This window comes from Streptomyces sp. NPDC002779 (assembly GCF_042888685.1).
Lineage (GTDB): Bacteria > Actinomycetota > Actinomycetes > Streptomycetales > Streptomycetaceae > Streptomyces.
Window position 1 is genome coordinate 578,953 of record NZ_JBIAQC010000003.1, and the last position, 15,672, is coordinate 594,624.

A 15,672-nucleotide genomic window follows, 5' to 3' on the forward strand; every position below is an offset into this window, starting at 1 on the left:
AGCACCGATGCACAGAGTTACGCTCGCTTGATGCACCTCAGGCGCCCCCACCCGACCCCCACCCCAAGTACCCGGTCCCACCGGCACGCCCGCCCCCGGCCCCACGGAGTCCGCGCGGCCGCAGCCCTCATCGGCGTCGCCGCCCTGGTGGTCTCCGCCTGCTCCACGGGCGGCTCGACCACGTCCGCGAGCCCGGCGGCGGAGGCCGCGCTGGCCGCGCTGCCGCAGGCGACCCCGGACGCGCTGTCGCCGTACTACGGCCAGAAGCTGAACTGGCGCGAGTGCGGGACTCCCGGCTTCGAGTGCGCCACGCTGAAGGCGCCGCTCGACTACGCCGAGCCGGGGGAGGACGACGTCCGGCTGGCCGTCGCCCGCAAAAAGGCCACGGGCCCGGGCAAGCGGATCGGGTCGCTGCTGGTCAACCCGGGCGGGCCGGGAGGCTCGGCGGTCGCCTACCTCCAGGCGTACGCCGGGATCGGCTACCCGGCCGAGGTCCGCGCCCGCTACGACATGGTCGCCCTCGACCCGCGGGGCGTCGCCCGCAGCGAACCGGTCGAATGCCTCGACGGGCCCGAGATGGACACGTACACCCGGACCGATCTGACACCCGACGACGACCGGGAGCAGACGGCACTGGTCGACGCGTACAAGACGTTCGCGGAGGGCTGCGGGGCGGACTCCCCGGAGCTGCTGCGCCATGTGTCCACCGTCGAGGCGGCCCGGGACATGGACATCCTGCGCGCGGTGCTGGGGGACGAGCGGCTGAACTACGTCGGGGCGTCCTACGGCACCTTCCTCGGGGCGACGTACGCGGGACTGTTCCCCAAGCGCGCCGGCCGGCTGGTCCTGGACGGCGCGATGGACCCGTCGCTGCCTGCCCGCCGGCTGAACCTCGACCAGACCGCGGGGTTCGAGACGGCGTTCCAGGCGTTCGCGCGGGACTGTGTCCAGCAGCCCGACTGCCCGCTGGGTGCGAAGGCCGGCGAGGTCGGCAAGAACCTCAAGGCGTTCTTCGGGAAGCTCGACGCCCGGCCGATCCCCACGGGCGACGCGGACGGCCGTGAGCTGGGCGAGTCCCTGGCCACCATCGGCGTGATCGCGGCGATGTACGACGAGGCGGCCTGGGCACAGCTGCGCGAGGCGCTGACCGCGGCGATGAAGGAGAACGACGGCGCGGGTCTGCTGGCCCTCGCGGACAGCTATTACGAACGGGACGCGGAGGGCCGCTACTCGAACCTGATGTTCGCCAACGCCGCCGTGAACTGCCTGGACCTCCCGCCCGCCTTCGACACCCCCGAGCAGGTGCGGGACGCCCTGCCGGCCTTCGAGAAGGCGTCCCCCGTCTTCGGTGAGGGCCTGGCCTGGGCTTCGCTGAACTGCGCGTACTGGCCGGTGGCCCCCACGGGCGAGCCGCACCGCATCGAGGCGAAGGGCGCGGCCCCGATCGTCGTGGTCGGCACCACCCGCGACCCGGCGACGCCGTACCGCTGGGCCCGCGCGCTGGCCGCCCAGCTCTCCTCGGCCCGCCTCCTCACCTACGAGGGCGACGGCCACACCGCGTACGGCCGGGGCAGTGACTGCATCGACCGCACGGTCAACGCGTACCTCCTGCGAGGGACCCCGCCGACGGACCGGAAGCGCTGCTCATAGCCCCCGTACCGGCCCTGGTCCCACCCCCGCCGGGGCCGGTACGGAGCACCTTCCGAAACTGTGTAGACTTACCGACGTTGCTGATCGCACCATAGTGCGGACAGCGCGCCGCCTTAGCTCAGATGGCCAGAGCAACGCACTCGTAATGCGTAGGTCTCGGGTTCGAATCCCGAAGGCGGCTCCACCAGGACCCCGGTCGGACAGTTCCGAGCCGGGGTCTTTTTTGTTGCGCGGAAGCGGTAGTGGAGGCGCGCGGACCGGGGGCGGGAGCACCTGCGAAGCGAGGGGGTGGACGCGGGTCCCGGTCGCTCACCTCCGACGACCGGGACCCTGTGCGTCCCCGGACCGGCCGCGGCGGTAACACTCCCCCGAGCAACGCGTCTTACGCGCGCACCGTCGAGCCGGATCCGATGTAGTGATCACATCAGGTTCCACCAACGGATCGCTAACATATGGCCAAAGCTTCTCCGTGCCGCCGTCGGCCGACTGGCGTGAAGACGCCGGGGCCATTGCGCCGGACGGGCGGAACGGCAGCGGATCCCGGCGGGTGGCCCGTCGGGAACAGGGTGGCGGAATACCGCCGTCGACCGGCGGAAATCCGCCACGACGGCCGGGCTACGCCGTGGTGCGCGGGGCGCGGAAAGGCAGTGGGCGGCGTGGAGCGGTACGAGCTGCGGTTCGGACTGCTGGGGCCGCCGGTGCTCTACGACCCCGGCGGCGACGGCGCCGTGGCCCGCCCCGTCGGCAGCCCCAAGCTCCGGGCCCTCCTGGCCGCCCTCCTGCTCGAAGCGGGCCGTACCGTCTCCGTCGACGCGCTCAAGGACGCGCTCTGGGGCGGCGCGCCGCCCGCTTCCGCGCACGCCTCCCTGCACAACCACGTCACCCGGCTGCGCCGCCTCCTCGACGACCCGGCGCGACTGCGCGCCGTGTCCCCCGGGTATCTGCTGCGCGTCGACAACGGCGAGCTGGACGTCCATGTCTTCGAGGCGCACCTCACCACCGCGCGCGCCGCCCACGCCTCCCGGGACTGGCGCCGCACCCTGTGCGAGTGCACCGCAGCGCTCGCCCTGTGGCGCGGCGCACCCTTGAGCGGACTCCCCGCCGACCTGGGCGGTTACCCGTTCGTGGAACGCCTCAGGGAGGCCCGGCTGCTGCTCCTGGAGTGGCGCTACGACGCCGAGTTGGCCCTCGCCGACGGCCGACCGGACGTCCTGCTCCCGGAGTTGTCCGCCCTCGCCGCCGAACACCCGTTGCGCGAGGCCTACCACCGCCAGCTGATGCTCGCGCTGCATCGCAGCGGACGCCAGGCGGAGGCCCTCGCCGTCCACCGAGACCTGCGGCACCGGCTCGTGGAGGAACTCGGCGTGGAGCCGGGGGTCGCCGTCCGCGGGGCGCACCTGGAGGTGCTGCGGGAGCCGGTGGAGGAAGCGGGCGGCGTTGAGCGCTCTGGAGCTGTGGGTGAGGCCAAGGTTCCGGTGTCTTCCGGCGTCGTTACCGGGGCCATGGCCCCGGCGTCCTCCGGAGCTGCGGGTGAGGCTAAGTCCTCGGCGTCTTCCGGAGCCGCGGGTGAGGCCAAGAGCCCGGCGTCCTCCGGAGCCGCAGGCGAGGCCAGCACCCTCCCGCCCTCCGGAGCCGCAGGCGAGGCGAATAGCCCGGCGTCCTCCGGAGCCGCGGGTGAGGCCAACGCCCTCCCGCCCTCCGGAGCTGCAGGCGAGGCGAATAGCCCGGTGCCCTCCGGAGCAGCACGCCAGGCCAACGCCCCCGCGCCCTCCAAAACCCCTGGCGATCCCCACACCCCGACATCCCCCGGAGCCGTTGCCGACGACGCCAAGATCCCGGCACCCCCCATCCGCCCAGCCCAACTCCCCCCACCCCCCGCCCACTTCACCGGCCGCGCCCACCTCGCCGACGACCTCCGCCGCACCCTCGCCGGCCGGGCCCTCCGCCCCGCCATCACCGTCCTGACCGGCATGGCCGGCCTCGGCAAGAGCGCCCTGGCCCTCCACATCGCCCACGCCCTGACGGACCGCTTCCCCGACGGCCAGCTCTACGTCAACCTGCACGGCGCCACCCCGGGCATGCTCCCTCTCACCTCCGCCCAGGCCCTGGCCGCGCTCCTGCGGGACGTCGGAGCCGACCCCCGCGCCATCCCCGAACACCCCGACGCCGCCGCCGCGTTGCTGCGCTCGATGCTCGCCCCCACCCGCACCCTGCTGGTCCTGGACGATGCCGCGAACGCCGCACAGGTACGCCCCTTGCTCCCCGCGGGCCCCGGCTGCGCCGTGATCATCACCAGCCGTTCCTCCCTCGCCGCGCTCGACGGCGCCCGGCGCATCCCGCTCACGCCCCTGTCCGCCGAGGACAGCGCCGCGCTGCTGCGAGCGGTGTCCGGACGCGACGACGGGATCGACGCCGGCCACCCCCTCGTCGAACTCACCGGCCGCCTTCCGCTCGCCCTGCGGGTGGTCGCCGCCCGCCTCGCCGCCCGCCGCGCCCTCACCCCGGACGTGCTGGCCGGTCAACTGGCCGCCACCGAGGGGCGGTTGCACCACCTGGAGTACGACGACCTCAGCGTCCGCCGCTCCCTGGCCGTCGCGCACGACGCGCTCGCCGCCTCCGACCGCGAGGCCGACCGGGACGCCGCCCTCGTGCTGTGCCGCATCGGCGCCCTCGACCTGCCCGAGTACGGTGCCCCCCTGCTGGCCCGCCTGAGCGGCATCGGCACCCGGCGCGCCGAGGACGCCCTCGACCGGCTCGTCGACGTGGCCCTCCTGGAGGAGACGGCGCTCGGCCGCTACGTCCCCCACGACCTGGTCCGCGACTTCGCCCGCGAACTGGCCGGCGCCGAAGGCGGCACCGCCGTCGTCGAAACCGCCCTGAACTGGTACGCCGCCCTCGCCGAACGCACCCTCACCGCGATCGTCGACCCCGGCCTCGACCAGGACGACCGCCGTCGTCCCACCGCCAGCCAGCCGCCCGAGCACGCGTCCCACGTCACCGGCACCCATCCCTTCACCGGTCCCGAGGAGGCGTTCGCCTGGGGCGACACCGAGCTGGAGAACGTGGTGGCGCTTGCCGAGCGGTACGCCGACGCGCCCGAGCCCTGTATCGCCGCCCGCCTGTGCACGCTGCTGCGCCTGATCTTCCCGTACCTCCAACGCGGCGGCCGGGTCGCCGAGATGGAGACCCTCGGCCGGGCCGCGCTGCGGGTGGCGCGGCGGCTCGGGGACGAGGCGGCCGAGGCGTACGCCCTCGGTGACCTGGCCGGACTGCACTTCCTCACCGGCCGGCAGAACGACGCCCTCGCCCTCAACGACCAGGCCCTGGCCATCTGGCGGCGGCTCGGCGTCCTCTCCTGGATCCGCCGCTCCCTCAACAACCGCGGCCTGCTGCTCGAAGGACTCGGCCGCTACGAGGAGTCGGGGCGGGCGCTGCGCCAGAGCCTCGCCTACTCGCGGCGGCTGAACGACCCGTACGGCGAGGCGGTGACCCACCAGCACCTCGGGAACCTGTACGAGCACACCGACCCCCGGGCCGCCATCGAGCAGCACCGCCTCTCGCTGGCCATCGGCGAGACCATCGGCAACGCCCTCCTCCAGCTCTACGCGCGGTGCAACATCGGCTACGCCCATCTCACCCTCGGCGAACCGGACGCGGCCGCCCGGCACTTCGAGGAGACCCCGCGGGACCTCGCCGACCAGGGCGACTGGCACGGTGAGTCGCAGGCCCGCCTCGGCCTGGTCCGCTCCCTGCGGCTGCTGGGCCGCACCGAGCGGGCCGCCCAGGAGTGCGCCGAACTGCTGCGCCGCGCCGACGCCCGCGCCGACCGCTACATGGGCGGCCTCGCCCGCCACCAGCACGGACTCCTGCTGCGCGAGTCGGGCTGTACCGAGGAGGCCCGCTCGGCATGGACGGCAGCGCGGGAGGCCCTGGACGGGACCGACGAGAAGACGGTGCTCACCGAACTCGCGACACTCCTCGCCACCCCCACCTGATCACCCCGCTCCCCCCGCCTGATCACTTCGCGTCCGCATAGCACTCCACCACCGCCGTGGTGAACGGAAACCGCACCGGCGTCTCCCCGAACGTCAGCCGCCCCGCCAGCTCGGCCGCCTCCCGGATCGCCGCCGCGACCGCCTCCGCCTCCTCCTCGGGACAGTGCACGATCACCTCGTCGTGCTGGAAGAACACCAGCTCGGCCGCCTTGCCCGCGCAGGCTTGCCGCAACGCGGCGAGCAGCAGCAGCGCCCAGTCGGCGGCGCTGCCCTGGACGACGAAGTTACGGGCGAAGCGGCCCCGCGCGCGGGCGTCGGTGGAGGCGTACCCGGGCACCCACTGGGGGGCGTCGTCGGAGTCGTCGCCGACCGGGATGCCCGCCTCCTCCGCCGACTCCTCGCCCGCTCCGGCCGCGGGCGGGCAGGTGCGGCCCAGCCAGGTGCGCACCAGCCGCCCTTCCTCACCGGCCCGCGCCGCGTCGTCGACGTAGGCCACGGCGAGGGGGAAGCGGCGGCGGAGTGCGGCGAGGTTCTTCAGGCCGTCGCCGGAGGTCTGGCCGTAGACCGCGCCGAGCACCGCGAGCTTCGCCTGGGCGCGGTCGCCGGAGAAGGCCCGGTCGGAGACCGACTGGTACAGATCGCTCTCCCGGCCCGCCACCTCCATCAGACCGGGGTCGCGGGAGATGGCGGCCAGCACACGCGGCTCCATCTGGTCGGCGTCGGCGACGACGAGCCGCCACCCGGGGTCGGCGACGACCGCCCGCCGGATCACCTTGGGGATCTGGAGCCCGCCCCCGCCATTGGTCACCCACCGTCCGGTGACGGTGCCGCCCGCGAGGAACTCCGGGCGGAACCGCCCCTCGCGCACCCAGTCCTGGAGCCAGGACCAGCCGTGGGCCACCCAGATCCGGTACAGCTTCTTGTATTCGAGCAGCGGCGCCACGGCCGGATGGTCGACGGACGCGATCTCCCAGCGCCGGGTCGACCGGACCTTGATGCCGGCCTGCGCGAAGGCCTTGACGACATCGGCGGGCAGATCGGGCCGGACCCGGCGGCCGAAGGCGGCGGACACCTCGTCGGCCAGCTCGGCGAGGCGACGGGGCTCGCCACCGCCCGCGTACCGCTCGCCGAGCAGGTCGTGCAGCACCCGGCGGTGGACGTCGGCGCTCCACGGCAGCCCGGCGCGGTTCATCTCGGCGGCGACCAGCATCCCCGCCGACTCGGCGGCCGTCAGCAGCCGCATCCGCTCCGGGTGCGCGGCCTTGTCGTGCCGCCGCTGCTGCTCGGCGTAGACCTCCAGCAGGTCGGCCAGCGGCACATGGACGGCCTGCGGCTCGAAGAGCGAGGACTGGGCGCCCGGCTCGGCGGGCCGCTGGGGCGGGTCGGGCGGTACGGGGCCGCCGCGCAGCCGGGCCAGGGCCGCGGCCGCGGAACGGGGCTCGCCGTACCGCCCCTCGTGGCCGAGCAGGAGGGTCTCGGCGTCCTCGATGTCGTAGCACCGCTCCACTCGCACCCCCGTGGCGAGCAGGCGCGGGTAGACCTCGGCGGTGGAACGCCAGACCCAGCGCGCGACCTCCGGCCTGCCGCGCACCGCCGCGGCGAGATCCGGCTCCCGCACGACCGGCCCCGCGGGCAGCCCGTCCGGGCCGAGGGGGGCGAGCTCCGTGCCACCGTCCTCGGCCGGTGCGAGAGCCCACCGGTCGGTCATGTCAGGAGTGTGGCAGGAGGGTCTGACAACGGCCCTCGGCTACTTCGGCGAGGTCACCGCCAGCCGCACCGCGAGGCCCGTGAACACCGTGCCGGAGACGATGTTGAGCCAGCGGTTCACCCGCCTGCTGCGGCGGAGCAGGTCCGCCAGCCGGCCGGCCAGCAGGCCCACGCAGCCGTCCCAGAGGAACCCCATCAGCACCAGCGTCCCGCCGAGCAGCAGCAGCTGTCCCGGCACATGCCCGAGCGACGGGTCCACGAACTGCGGCAGGAACGCCACGTTGAACAGGATCACCTTGGGGTTCAGCAGATTGGTGACGGCACCCTGCCAGAAGGCCCGCCGCATGCCCGAGCCGGTGTCGGCGGTCCCGTCCTCGCCCGGCACCGAGCGGTCCCGGAACGCCTTCACCGCGAGGTAGAGCAGATAGGCCGCGCCCACCCAGCGCAGCACGTGGTACAGCGTCGGCAGCGTCGTGAACAGCGCCGACAGACCGAGCGCCGCGGCGACCGTGTGGACGAGCATCGCGCAGGCCACCCCGAACGCCGCCATCACTCCCGCCGTGGGTCCGCCCCGCCCGCCCATCGCCACGATGAACATCATGTCGGGGCCCGGGGTGATGCAGAGCGCGAAGGCGGCGACCAGGAACGCCGCGTACAAAGACGTGTCCACCATGCGAGCCATGCTCGGAGCACCCACGCGCGCGGGCGACCGATTTTCGGGGAGTGAGACGATCGGCGGGTGAGCAGCACGAACAGTTCGAGCGGCAAGAACGGCAAGAACGGCAAGAACAGCAAGAGTGGCACGCGCGGCACCGTGGACCGCGCCTTCGAGGCCGCCCTCCACACCGACTCCGACAGCGCCCTGGACACCGGCGCCTCCCTCCTCGCCGCCGACGCCGGGGCGGACGCGGAACTGGAACGCCGGGGCCGGGAGTTCGTCGCGGCGGCCTGGCGGCGCGGCTGGCAGCCCGCCGACGTCGTACGCGTCGTCCGGCGCGACCTGGACGACGTACATCTGCGCCTGCTCGCCGCCCTCATCCACGCGCAGGCGCCGGACGACGTGCCGCGCGGCCCGCGGTGGCGGGCGCAGCTCGACGAGCTGGACGCGCCGCCCACGCGCGCGGGCGACCGTTTCACGCACGCCACCGCCGTCCTGGAGCTGTACCGCCTGCTGCTGCGCCTGCCGCCCCTGGAACCCCTCGACGATCCACGGCACTCCCGCAGGCCCGAGTCCCGCATGCTGACCCGGATCCGCGCGCTGCTCGCCAAGGCGGAGGGGACGGGGTTCCCGGAGGAGGCGGAGGCGCTGACCGCCAAGGCGCAGGAGCTGATGGCCCGGCACAGCGTCGACGAGGCGCTGCTGGCGGCCCGGTCGCCCGCGCCCGACGCCCCCGGCGCCTGCCGGATCGGCGTCGAGCCGCCGTACGAGCAGGCCAAGGCGATGCTGCTGGACGCGGTGGCCGCCGCGAACCACTGCCGCGCGGTGTGGAACGAGGCCGTCGGCTTCTCCACCGTCGTCGGGTTCGAGGCCGATCTGGAGGTGGTCGAGCTGCTCCACACCTCGCTCCTCGTGCAGGCGCAGACCGCGATGACGAAGGCGGAGGCGGCCCAACGCGCCGGCGGGCGCAAGCGGACCAAGACGTTCCGGCAGTCCTTCCTCGCCGCCTACGCCCACCGCGTCGGCACCCGGCTGGCGCGGGCCGCCGAGACCCAGGTGGGCGACGACCTGCTGCCGGTCCTGGCCTCCCGGGAGGTCGCGGTCACCGCCCGGGTCGACCACATGTTCCCCGAGACCACCACGACCCGGCTGCGCGGCGTGACCGACGCGGCGGGCTGGACCGAGGGCGCGGAGGCCGCCGATCAGGCCCAGGTGCGGGCCAGGCGCCGGCTGGAGTGAGCTCAGTCGCCCTGCTGGAATCCGCTCACCGTGGCGTCGGGCTGGTCGCCCTTGAGCGCGACATCGCCGTACGTCCAGGGGAAGCTGTGCGAGGTGTCGGCGCCGGGCAGCGCGAAGTCGGCCGTCTTCACGGCGAGGCCGCTGCCCGCCTCCGCGCGCACATAGGTGACGGTGACGGACACCGAGCCGCCCTGCGCGAGCGTCCGCTCCTCCTGCGTCGCCGCCGCGTCGGGGGCCACCTCCGCCGAGGTGCCGCCCGCCTTGAGGGTGACCGAGGGCAGGCCGGCCAGGGTGCAGTCGGCGCCGTCGTTGGTGAGGGTGACGGGCACGTTGCCGGTGTCCCCGGCGGCCGGAGCGGCGTTGGCCGGACCGACCTGCACCTCCAGGGCGGCGAGCCGGCAGGCGGCCGTGGCCTTGTCGCCCTGCTTCGCGTCCCCGCCGCCGTCACCGCCCTCACTGTCGCCGCAGGAGGTCAGCAGAAGCGCCGCGGCGAGGGCGGCGAGGGGGAGGGCGGTGGCGCGCATGTGGTGTCCTCTGAGGCGTGCGTGACGGATCGCGTGCACCGATCATCACGCATACGATCGCGTGCACCGATCATCCCGCATACGGCTGTGTGCCGCTCATCCCGTATCCGGCTGTGCGCCGCTCATCCCGCATACAGCTGTGCGCAGGTTGCCGAACCTCCGGGGCCCGGCGGCTCCGGGCCTACTGGCCCGCCGTCGGCAGCCCCGTGGGCAGAGTGGCGCCGTCGGCCTTCCGGTAGGTCTCGGTGCCCAGGCCGCTGTCCCAGGTCACCTTGAGCGTGTTCGCGCCGACGGATTCGACCGTCCCGCTCGACCGGTCCTTGCTGCCGTCCGTGCAGGTGAGTTCGATCGTCCCGCGCGCGGTGCCGCTGCACACGGTCCCGCCGGTCGCGAACAGCCCCGCCTTGCTGCCGGTGACGACCAGCGCCACCGCCTTGCCCTTGGTCGTGGCGAGCCAGCTGCCCTCCAGGTCACCGGCGGGGGACGCCGTACTCCCGCCGCCCCCGCCGGTGTCGGCCCCCGTGGCGGACGGCGTGGCGCTCGCGCTGGGCGAGGCGTCGTCCGAGGAGTCGCCGTCGCCGCACCCGCTCAGCACGAGCACGCCGGTCAGCCCCGTGGCCGCGGCCATGATCCGCATCCGCCTGCGCGCCACGCGCGCGTACCTCGCCGAAGTCACTGCAAGCCCCCAGGATGAGCCGGTTAGGACGCCACGACCGCAGCAAGCTACCAGGACGTAACCAGGACCAGGGCGACGACCGTCACCAGGACGACTTGCGCACCCCTGGGAGATAGCCCGCGTGTGCCTGCTGCCGCAGCGACACCCGGGACAGCCCGAACGTCCGGAAGTAGCCGCGCGGGCGCCCGTCGACCTGGTCCCGGTTGCGCACGCGCGTGGGGCTCGCGTCGCGCGGCTGGCGCCGCAGCTCCCGCTGTGCCGCGAGCCGTTCGGCCTCCGTCGACGACGGCCGCCGGATGATCTCCTTCAGCTCGGCCCGCCGCCGGGCGTATCGCGCGACGATCTCCTGCCGCTTCTCGTTCTTCGCGATCTTGCTCTGCTTCGCCATCAGCCCCGTACCTCCCGCGTGTTCTGCTTCGCCATCAGACCCGCACCCCCCGCGCGCGGATGCGTGCCACCGCCGCCTCGACCCCGATCGAGTCGACGGTCTTGATCCCCTTCGCGCTCAGCCTCAGCCGCACATGGCGGCCCTCGCTCGGCAGCCAGTACCGCTTGGACTGGATGTTGGGGTCGAAGCGGCGGGAGGTCCGCCGGTGGGAGTGGGAGATGTGGTTGCCGAAGCCGGGCCGGGCGCCGGTCAGCATGCAGTGGGCGGACACAGGTGACGCACCTCTCTCGAACGCGGTGTGTAAATGGAATTCATTTTCAGTAAGGTACCAGCATGGCTCGCAACGAACTCCGGCCGGTCATCAAGCTCCGGTCCACCGCCGGCACCGGCTACACCTACGTGACCCGCAAGAACCGCCGCAACGACCCGGACCGCCTGACCCTGCGCAAGTACGACCCGGTCGCCGGCCGCCACGTCGACTTCCGAGAGGAGCGCTGAGGACATGCGCGAGGGAATCCACCCGCCCTACGGCCCCGTCGTCTTCCGCGACCGCGCCGCCGACTACGCCTTCCTCACCCGCTCGACGATGACGAGCGAGAAGACCATCGAGTGGGAGGACGGCCACACCTACCCCGTCGTGGACGTCGAGATCTCCGACGTCAGCCACCCCTTCTACACCGGCACCGCGCGCGTGCTGGACACCGCGGGACGGGTGGAGCGCTTCGAGCGCCGGTACGGAAAGCAGGACTGATGCTCCCCGTCGTGCTCGTCGGCGGACTGCACGCCGACGCCCGCAGGGCCGCCGTGGACCGGCTGCTCGCCGAGGTCCCCGGCAGCGTCGTGCTCCACCACGACCTGGCCACGGCCCCGGCGGGCACGGTCGTACGGACGGTCCGCGACGCCAAGGGCGTCCTGGACACCGGAGAGGCCCCCCTCGTCAACGACTGCGCCTGCTGCGCCCTGCGCGAGGACCTGGTGCTGGAGCTGAAGCGCCTCGAAGCCGCGGGCGGCACCTCGCTCGCGGTCGTCGAGCTGTGGGACTCCGTCGAACCCAAGGCGATGGCGGAGGTCGTCACCTCCGGCGGCCTCACCGTCACCGGAGTGGTGACCGCCGTCGACCCGGCGCTGCTGCTGCCGTACCTCGGCAACGGCGACGACCTGGCCGAGCGGGGCCTGGCAGCCGCCGCCACCGACCAGCGCACGGTCGCCGACACCTTCGCGCGCCAGCTGGAGTACGCCCCCGTGCTGGCCCTCCTCGACTCCCCGGAGGCCGACGACGAGGACCGTGAACTGCTCGCCCAGCTGCACCCGACCGCCCGCCGGGTCCTGATCGGCCACGGCGACCTGGCGGGCGCCGCCCGCGCCGGGTTCGACGTCGAGGCCGCCGCGGCCGCCCAGCACCCGGCCTGCGCGCTGCTGCCCGCCGAGGCCGACGCGCACGGCGTGGCCACGCTGGTGTGGCACCGGCGCCGGCCCTTCCACCCGGAGCGGCTGTACGCGGCGCTGGAGGACCTGACCTGTGCCGCCGCCCGCAGCAGGGGCAGGTTCTGGCTCGCCGACAAGCCGGACACGCTACTGCACTGGGACGCGGCCGGGGGCGCCCTGTGCGTGGAGAGCGCCGGCCCCTGGCTCGCCTCGCTGCCCGACGCGGCCTGGGAGATGGTCCCGCCGGTACGCCGGGCCGCCGCCGCGCTGGACTGGCACCCCGAGCACGGCGACCGCGGCCAGCACCTGGTGTTCACCTCGCCCGGCCTGGACCGGGACGGCCTCGCCCAACTGCTGGAGTCCTGCCTGCTGACCGACGCCGAGTACGCCGCCGGGCGCGACGCCTGGAAGCGGCTGCCGCCCGCCTTCGACACCCTCCTGGAGGTCTGACCCGCCATGCCCCGCAAGAGCGACCGCATGCCCGCCAAGAACCGCCCCAACCCGCTCGACCGGGCCGGGATCGAGTACGTCGACTACAAGGACACCGACCTGCTGCGGAAGTTCGTCTCCGACCGCGGCAAGATCCGCAGCCGCCGCGTGACCCGGGTCTCCGCGCAACAGCAGCGGCAGCTGGCCAAGGCCGTCAAGAACGCCCGCGAGATGGCGCTGCTGCCGTACGCGAGCCGCTGAGGCAACGGCCGACACCGCACCCGTCACCAGGCGGACACTGCGCTCACCGACGTACGGGGCCGCCCCCATTCGTACGAGTGTTTCCGCACGCCTGTCCGGCCGACCTCGGCCCACTGCCCGGTCGTATACCCGACGAAGACCCGATCCGGACACCGCACCCGATGACGACCTCCCCGTCATCGGGTGCGGGCGCTTGCGCGGGCTGGTGCCGGGTGCACAGGCCTCCGGCACCAGGTGGTCGCCCGGTGCCGGCGAGGCGGACGGCGGGCGTCCACTGGGAGGACGACGGTCCGGTCGGTCCGGTCGCCGGACCGTCGGTCGGATGGTGGAACATGAACGGCTCCGTGCGCGTCTGTTCCTAGTACACGAGGGATTCGATCCGGACGATCCGGCTCGGACGGGGGATGGCGGTCGCATGTTCTGCGAGCTCCGGGGCAGACGCCGGAACGGCTTCGCCGACGCGCACGTCACAGCTGTAACCGCAGGAACACCCCGCGTGCACGTGCATCTGGCCGTGCATCCTCCCATGCATCAGCACTTGAACAAGGTTATGATCCGGGTCAGTTGACCATTGCATCAATGGCCTCACCAGCCAGTGCACCACCGGGGAGCGACCTGTGGACCACGACGTGTACGACGTTGAAGACGCGTCCGGCGTGTACAACGGCATGGCCGCCGCCCAGATCGGCGGTGTGGCCTGGCAGAAGAGCAGGCACAGCAACTCGCAGGGATCATGCGTGGAGTTCGCCCGATTGCCCGGCGGCGATGTCGCCGTGCGCAACTCGCGGTTCCCGGACGGTCCGGCGCTCGTCTACACACGCGCCGAGATCGAGGCGATGCTGCTGGGCATCAAGGACGGCGAGTTCGATCACCTGATAGCGGGCTGAGATCCGGCCGGGCAATTCGGGGGACTTTTCCGGCTATCGGGACGGTGGCCGGGACGTCATGCGCGTGTGACGCGCGTAGGGCCGCGGCGCCGTACAGCGCCGCGGCCCCTCAGTCGGCGGGGCTCGGCTGCGGCTTGTGCGGCAGCCGGAACAGTGCCCAGACCACCTTGCCGTTGAGTGTGCCGGCCAGCGGGTGCCAGCCCCAGCTGTCGGCGAAGGAGTCCACCAGGAACAGGCCGCGTCCGGACTCCGCCGAGAAGTCGTCCGAGTCGCGGGCGACGGGGCTGTCGTGGCTGGGGTCGCGCACCGCGCACACCAGCCGCTCGGTCCACCGCATCAGATGCAGCCGTACCGGAGGCGTCTGGTCGGGCACGCGCGTGTGGTGCGCGGGCAGCGCGTGCCGGAGCGCGTTGGTGACGAGTTCGGACACCACCAGACAGACGTCGTCGAAGCGCTCGCCCGTGTCCCACTGGTCGAGGGTTCTGCGGGTGAAGTGCCGGGCCTCGCGCACGGCTTCGTAACGGGCGGGCAGTGCGCAGGAGGCGGCGTTGGACACGGCCGCGGGATCGAGCGGCGGAAGGCCCTGCCGTAACGGCTCGAGCATGGTCGATCCATTCGTCCCCATGCGAGGCACTCCCGGGAATTCGCGGTCGTTGCGATGCAGCGGTTGCGCGGGACCATGGTTTCGGATGCGTACAGCAGATGCAAGGGCAGATGCACGTGCACGTGACCGAATTGGACCCTCCCGTACCGCTTGTTGGCCATTTTTTCCGCCATCTTGGTACTCCCGGCTTGCCTTCTGCTTCCTCCTTCCTGAGAGAAATCTTTGGCTTCTTTCCTTCTCTGTAATCGGACGAGTACAGCTCGGAGTGTTTTAGTGGCAGACTTCGGGCCCTGGAGAGGTTGGGGAGGCTGGCGAACGTGAGCGCGGGAGAGCCCGGATCGGTGGTGCGGCGCATGCTGCTCGGCTCGCAACTCAGGCGGCTGCGTGAGGCGCGCGGGATCACGCGTGAGGCCGCGGGGTACTCGATCCGCGCGTCCGAGTCGAAGATCAGCCGGATGGAGTTGGGCCGGGTGAGCTTCAAGACCAGGGACGTGGAAGACCTGTTGACGCTGTACGGCATCACCGACGAAGTCGAGCGCACGTCGCTGCTCGCCCTCGCCAAGGAGGCCAACGTCGCGGGCTGGTGGCACAGTTACTCCGACGTGCTGCCCAGCTGGTTCCCCACCTATGTCGGCCTGGAGGGCGCCGCCGCGCTGATCCGGGTGTACGAGGTGCAGTTCGTGCACGGCCTGCTCCAGACCGAGGCCTACGCCCGCGCGGTCGTCCGGCGCGGGATGAAGGGCGCGAGCGAGGCCGACGTCGAGCGGCGGGTGGCGCTGCGGCTGGAGCGGCAGAAGCACCTCGTCGACGAGAGCTCCCCCGAGCTCCACATCGTCCTCGACGAGGCCGCCCTGCGCCGCCCCTACGGCGACCGCGAGGTGATGCGCGGCCAGCTCCAGCATCTGATCGAGGTCTCCGAGCGCCCCAACGTCCGGCTGCAGATCATGCCGTTCAGCTTCGGCGGGCACTCCGGCGAGTCCGGCGCCTTCACCATCCTCAGCTTCCCGGAGTCCGACCTGTCGGACGTCGTCTATCTGGAGCAGCTCACCAGTGCGCTGTATCTGGACAAGCAGGAGGACGTCGCCCAGTACGAGAAGGCGCTCAAGGAGCTCCAGCAGGACAGCCCGGGGCCGGCCGAGAGCCGCGATCTTCTCCGAGGACTCCTTCAACTGTCTTGAAACACAAGTACGATGACGTGTGATCAGACCGTGGAGATGATCAGAAACTGA

16 protein-coding genes and 1 tRNA gene are annotated in these 15,672 nt (G+C 72.8%); 10 read left to right on the forward strand and 7 right to left on the reverse strand.

What is annotated here, in order from left to right; all coding sequences use genetic code 11:
• Positions 1 to 30: 30 nt before the first annotated feature.
• The 3 genes from ACFYW5_RS12540 to ACFYW5_RS12550 all read left to right on the forward strand — a co-directional run bounded on the left by ACFYW5_RS12540 (position 31) and on the right by ACFYW5_RS12550 (position 5,645).
• Entirely contained in the window at positions 31 to 1,650 is a 1,620-nt protein-coding gene (locus tag ACFYW5_RS12540) for an alpha/beta hydrolase (protein WP_389416911.1), read from the forward strand.
• A gap of 107 nt (positions 1,651 to 1,757) precedes the next feature.
• Positions 1,758 to 1,834: transfer RNA gene (locus tag ACFYW5_RS12545), tRNA-Thr, on the forward strand.
• Between the two features lie 472 nt (positions 1,835 to 2,306).
• On the forward strand, positions 2,307 to 5,645 hold the full coding sequence (locus tag ACFYW5_RS12550; RefSeq protein ID WP_389416912.1) for a BTAD domain-containing putative transcriptional regulator: 3,339 nt from the start codon (positions 2,307 to 2,309) through the stop codon (positions 5,643 to 5,645).
• A 22-nt stretch (positions 5,646 to 5,667) separates the two neighbouring features.
• Here the strand turns inward: ACFYW5_RS12550 and ACFYW5_RS12555 are convergent, their stop codons facing one another.
• Entirely contained in the window at positions 5,668 to 7,353 is a 1,686-nt protein-coding gene (locus tag ACFYW5_RS12555; RefSeq protein WP_389416913.1) for a bifunctional 3'-5' exonuclease/DNA polymerase, read from the reverse strand.
• A gap of 39 nt (positions 7,354 to 7,392) precedes the next feature.
• Positions 7,393 to 8,025 (reverse strand): LysE family translocator, encoded by a 633-nt coding sequence (locus ACFYW5_RS12560; protein ID WP_389416914.1) that lies wholly within the window; start codon positions 8,023 to 8,025, stop codon positions 7,393 to 7,395.
• Between the two features lie 141 nt (positions 8,026 to 8,166).
• Here ACFYW5_RS12560 and ACFYW5_RS12565 point away from each other — a divergent pair, with 141 nt between their 5' ends.
• A complete protein-coding gene (locus ACFYW5_RS12565; RefSeq protein ID WP_389417012.1) occupies positions 8,167 to 9,249 on the forward strand; it encodes a DUF2786 domain-containing protein in 1,083 nt (360 codons plus the stop codon).
• Positions 9,250 to 9,251: 2 nt separating this feature from the next.
• On the opposite strand, the gene ACFYW5_RS12570 is transcribed toward ACFYW5_RS12565, so the two are convergent.
• The 4 genes from ACFYW5_RS12570 to rpmB form a co-directional block, all read right to left on the reverse strand.
• The gene (locus ACFYW5_RS12570) at positions 9,252 to 9,773 is read right to left on the reverse strand and encodes a DUF4232 domain-containing protein (RefSeq protein WP_389416915.1); all 522 of its coding nucleotides are present in this window, start codon (positions 9,771 to 9,773) and stop codon (positions 9,252 to 9,254) included.
• Positions 9,774 to 9,954: 181 nt separating this feature from the next.
• The gene (locus ACFYW5_RS12575) at positions 9,955 to 10,410 is read right to left on the reverse strand and encodes a hypothetical protein (protein WP_389417013.1); all 456 of its coding nucleotides are present in this window, start codon (positions 10,408 to 10,410) and stop codon (positions 9,955 to 9,957) included.
• A 121-nt stretch (positions 10,411 to 10,531) separates the two neighbouring features.
• Positions 10,532 to 10,837 carry a 30S ribosomal protein S14 gene (rpsN, locus tag ACFYW5_RS12580; RefSeq protein WP_389416916.1) on the reverse strand — a complete coding sequence of 102 codons (306 nt, stop codon included), beginning with the start codon at positions 10,835 to 10,837 and terminating at the stop codon, positions 10,532 to 10,534.
• Between the two features lie 34 nt (positions 10,838 to 10,871).
• Positions 10,872 to 11,108: a 50S ribosomal protein L28 gene (gene rpmB / locus ACFYW5_RS12585; RefSeq protein ID WP_389416917.1), complete on the reverse strand. Its 237-nt coding sequence runs from the start codon at positions 11,106 to 11,108 to the stop codon at positions 10,872 to 10,874.
• A 62-nt stretch (positions 11,109 to 11,170) separates the two neighbouring features.
• On the opposite strand from rpmB, the gene rpmG reads away from it, so the two are divergent.
• The 5 genes from rpmG to ACFYW5_RS12610 all read left to right on the forward strand — a co-directional run bounded on the left by rpmG (position 11,171) and on the right by ACFYW5_RS12610 (position 13,839).
• A complete protein-coding gene (gene rpmG, locus ACFYW5_RS12590) occupies positions 11,171 to 11,335 on the forward strand; it encodes a 50S ribosomal protein L33 (protein ID WP_030361075.1) in 165 nt (54 codons plus the stop codon).
• 4 nt (positions 11,336 to 11,339) lie between these two features.
• Entirely contained in the window at positions 11,340 to 11,588 is a 249-nt protein-coding gene (locus ACFYW5_RS12595) for a type B 50S ribosomal protein L31 (RefSeq protein WP_389416918.1), read from the forward strand.
• Positions 11,588 to 12,712 (forward strand): CobW family GTP-binding protein, encoded by a 1,125-nt coding sequence (locus ACFYW5_RS12600; RefSeq protein ID WP_389416919.1) that lies wholly within the window; start codon positions 11,588 to 11,590, stop codon positions 12,710 to 12,712. Before ACFYW5_RS12595 ends, ACFYW5_RS12600 begins: the two co-directional genes overlap by 1 nt.
• A gap of 6 nt (positions 12,713 to 12,718) precedes the next feature.
• Positions 12,719 to 12,952, forward strand: coding sequence for a 30S ribosomal protein S18 (gene rpsR / locus ACFYW5_RS12605; protein WP_389416920.1), 234 nt, complete (start codon positions 12,719 to 12,721; stop codon positions 12,950 to 12,952).
• 617 nt (positions 12,953 to 13,569) lie between these two features.
• Positions 13,570 to 13,839 (forward strand): DUF397 domain-containing protein, encoded by a 270-nt coding sequence (locus tag ACFYW5_RS12610; RefSeq protein WP_389416921.1) that lies wholly within the window; start codon positions 13,570 to 13,572, stop codon positions 13,837 to 13,839.
• A gap of 109 nt (positions 13,840 to 13,948) precedes the next feature.
• Here ACFYW5_RS12610 and ACFYW5_RS12615 read toward each other — a convergent pair whose 3' ends face one another.
• A complete protein-coding gene (locus tag ACFYW5_RS12615) occupies positions 13,949 to 14,443 on the reverse strand; it encodes an ATP-binding protein (RefSeq protein WP_389416922.1) in 495 nt (164 codons plus the stop codon).
• Between the two features lie 353 nt (positions 14,444 to 14,796).
• Between ACFYW5_RS12615 and ACFYW5_RS12620 the strand changes: the two genes are divergently transcribed.
• Positions 14,797 to 15,621, forward strand: coding sequence for a helix-turn-helix domain-containing protein (locus ACFYW5_RS12620; RefSeq protein WP_389417014.1), 825 nt, complete (start codon positions 14,797 to 14,799; stop codon positions 15,619 to 15,621).
• Positions 15,622 to 15,672: the final 51 nt, after the last annotated feature.

Coding starts and splice junctions, on each gene's coding strand:
- ACFYW5_RS12540 (WP_389416911.1), top strand. CDS start 31: ATGCACCTCAGGCGCCCCCACCCGACCCCCACCCCAAGTACCCGGTCC.
- ACFYW5_RS12555 (WP_389416913.1), bottom strand. CDS start 7,353: ATGACCGACCGGTGGGCTCTCGCACCGGCCGAGGACGGTGGCACGGAG.
- ACFYW5_RS12570 (WP_389416915.1), bottom strand. CDS start 9,773: ATGCGCGCCACCGCCCTCCCCCTCGCCGCCCTCGCCGCGGCGCTTCTG.
- rpsN (WP_389416916.1), bottom strand. CDS start 10,837: ATGGCGAAGCAGAGCAAGATCGCGAAGAACGAGAAGCGGCAGGAGATC.
- ACFYW5_RS12620 (WP_389417014.1), top strand. CDS start 14,797: ATGCTGCTCGGCTCGCAACTCAGGCGGCTGCGTGAGGCGCGCGGGATC.
- ACFYW5_RS12560 (WP_389416914.1), bottom strand. CDS start 8,025: ATGGTGGACACGTCTTTGTACGCGGCGTTCCTGGTCGCCGCCTTCGCG.
- ACFYW5_RS12615 (WP_389416922.1), bottom strand. CDS start 14,443: ATGCTCGAGCCGTTACGGCAGGGCCTTCCGCCGCTCGATCCCGCGGCC.
- rpmG (WP_030361075.1), top strand. CDS start 11,171: ATGGCTCGCAACGAACTCCGGCCGGTCATCAAGCTCCGGTCCACCGCC.
- ACFYW5_RS12600 (WP_389416919.1), top strand. CDS start 11,588: ATGCTCCCCGTCGTGCTCGTCGGCGGACTGCACGCCGACGCCCGCAGG.
- rpsR (WP_389416920.1), top strand. CDS start 12,719: ATGCCCCGCAAGAGCGACCGCATGCCCGCCAAGAACCGCCCCAACCCG.
- ACFYW5_RS12595 (WP_389416918.1), top strand. CDS start 11,340: ATGCGCGAGGGAATCCACCCGCCCTACGGCCCCGTCGTCTTCCGCGAC.
- ACFYW5_RS12575 (WP_389417013.1), bottom strand. CDS start 10,410: ATGCGGATCATGGCCGCGGCCACGGGGCTGACCGGCGTGCTCGTGCTG.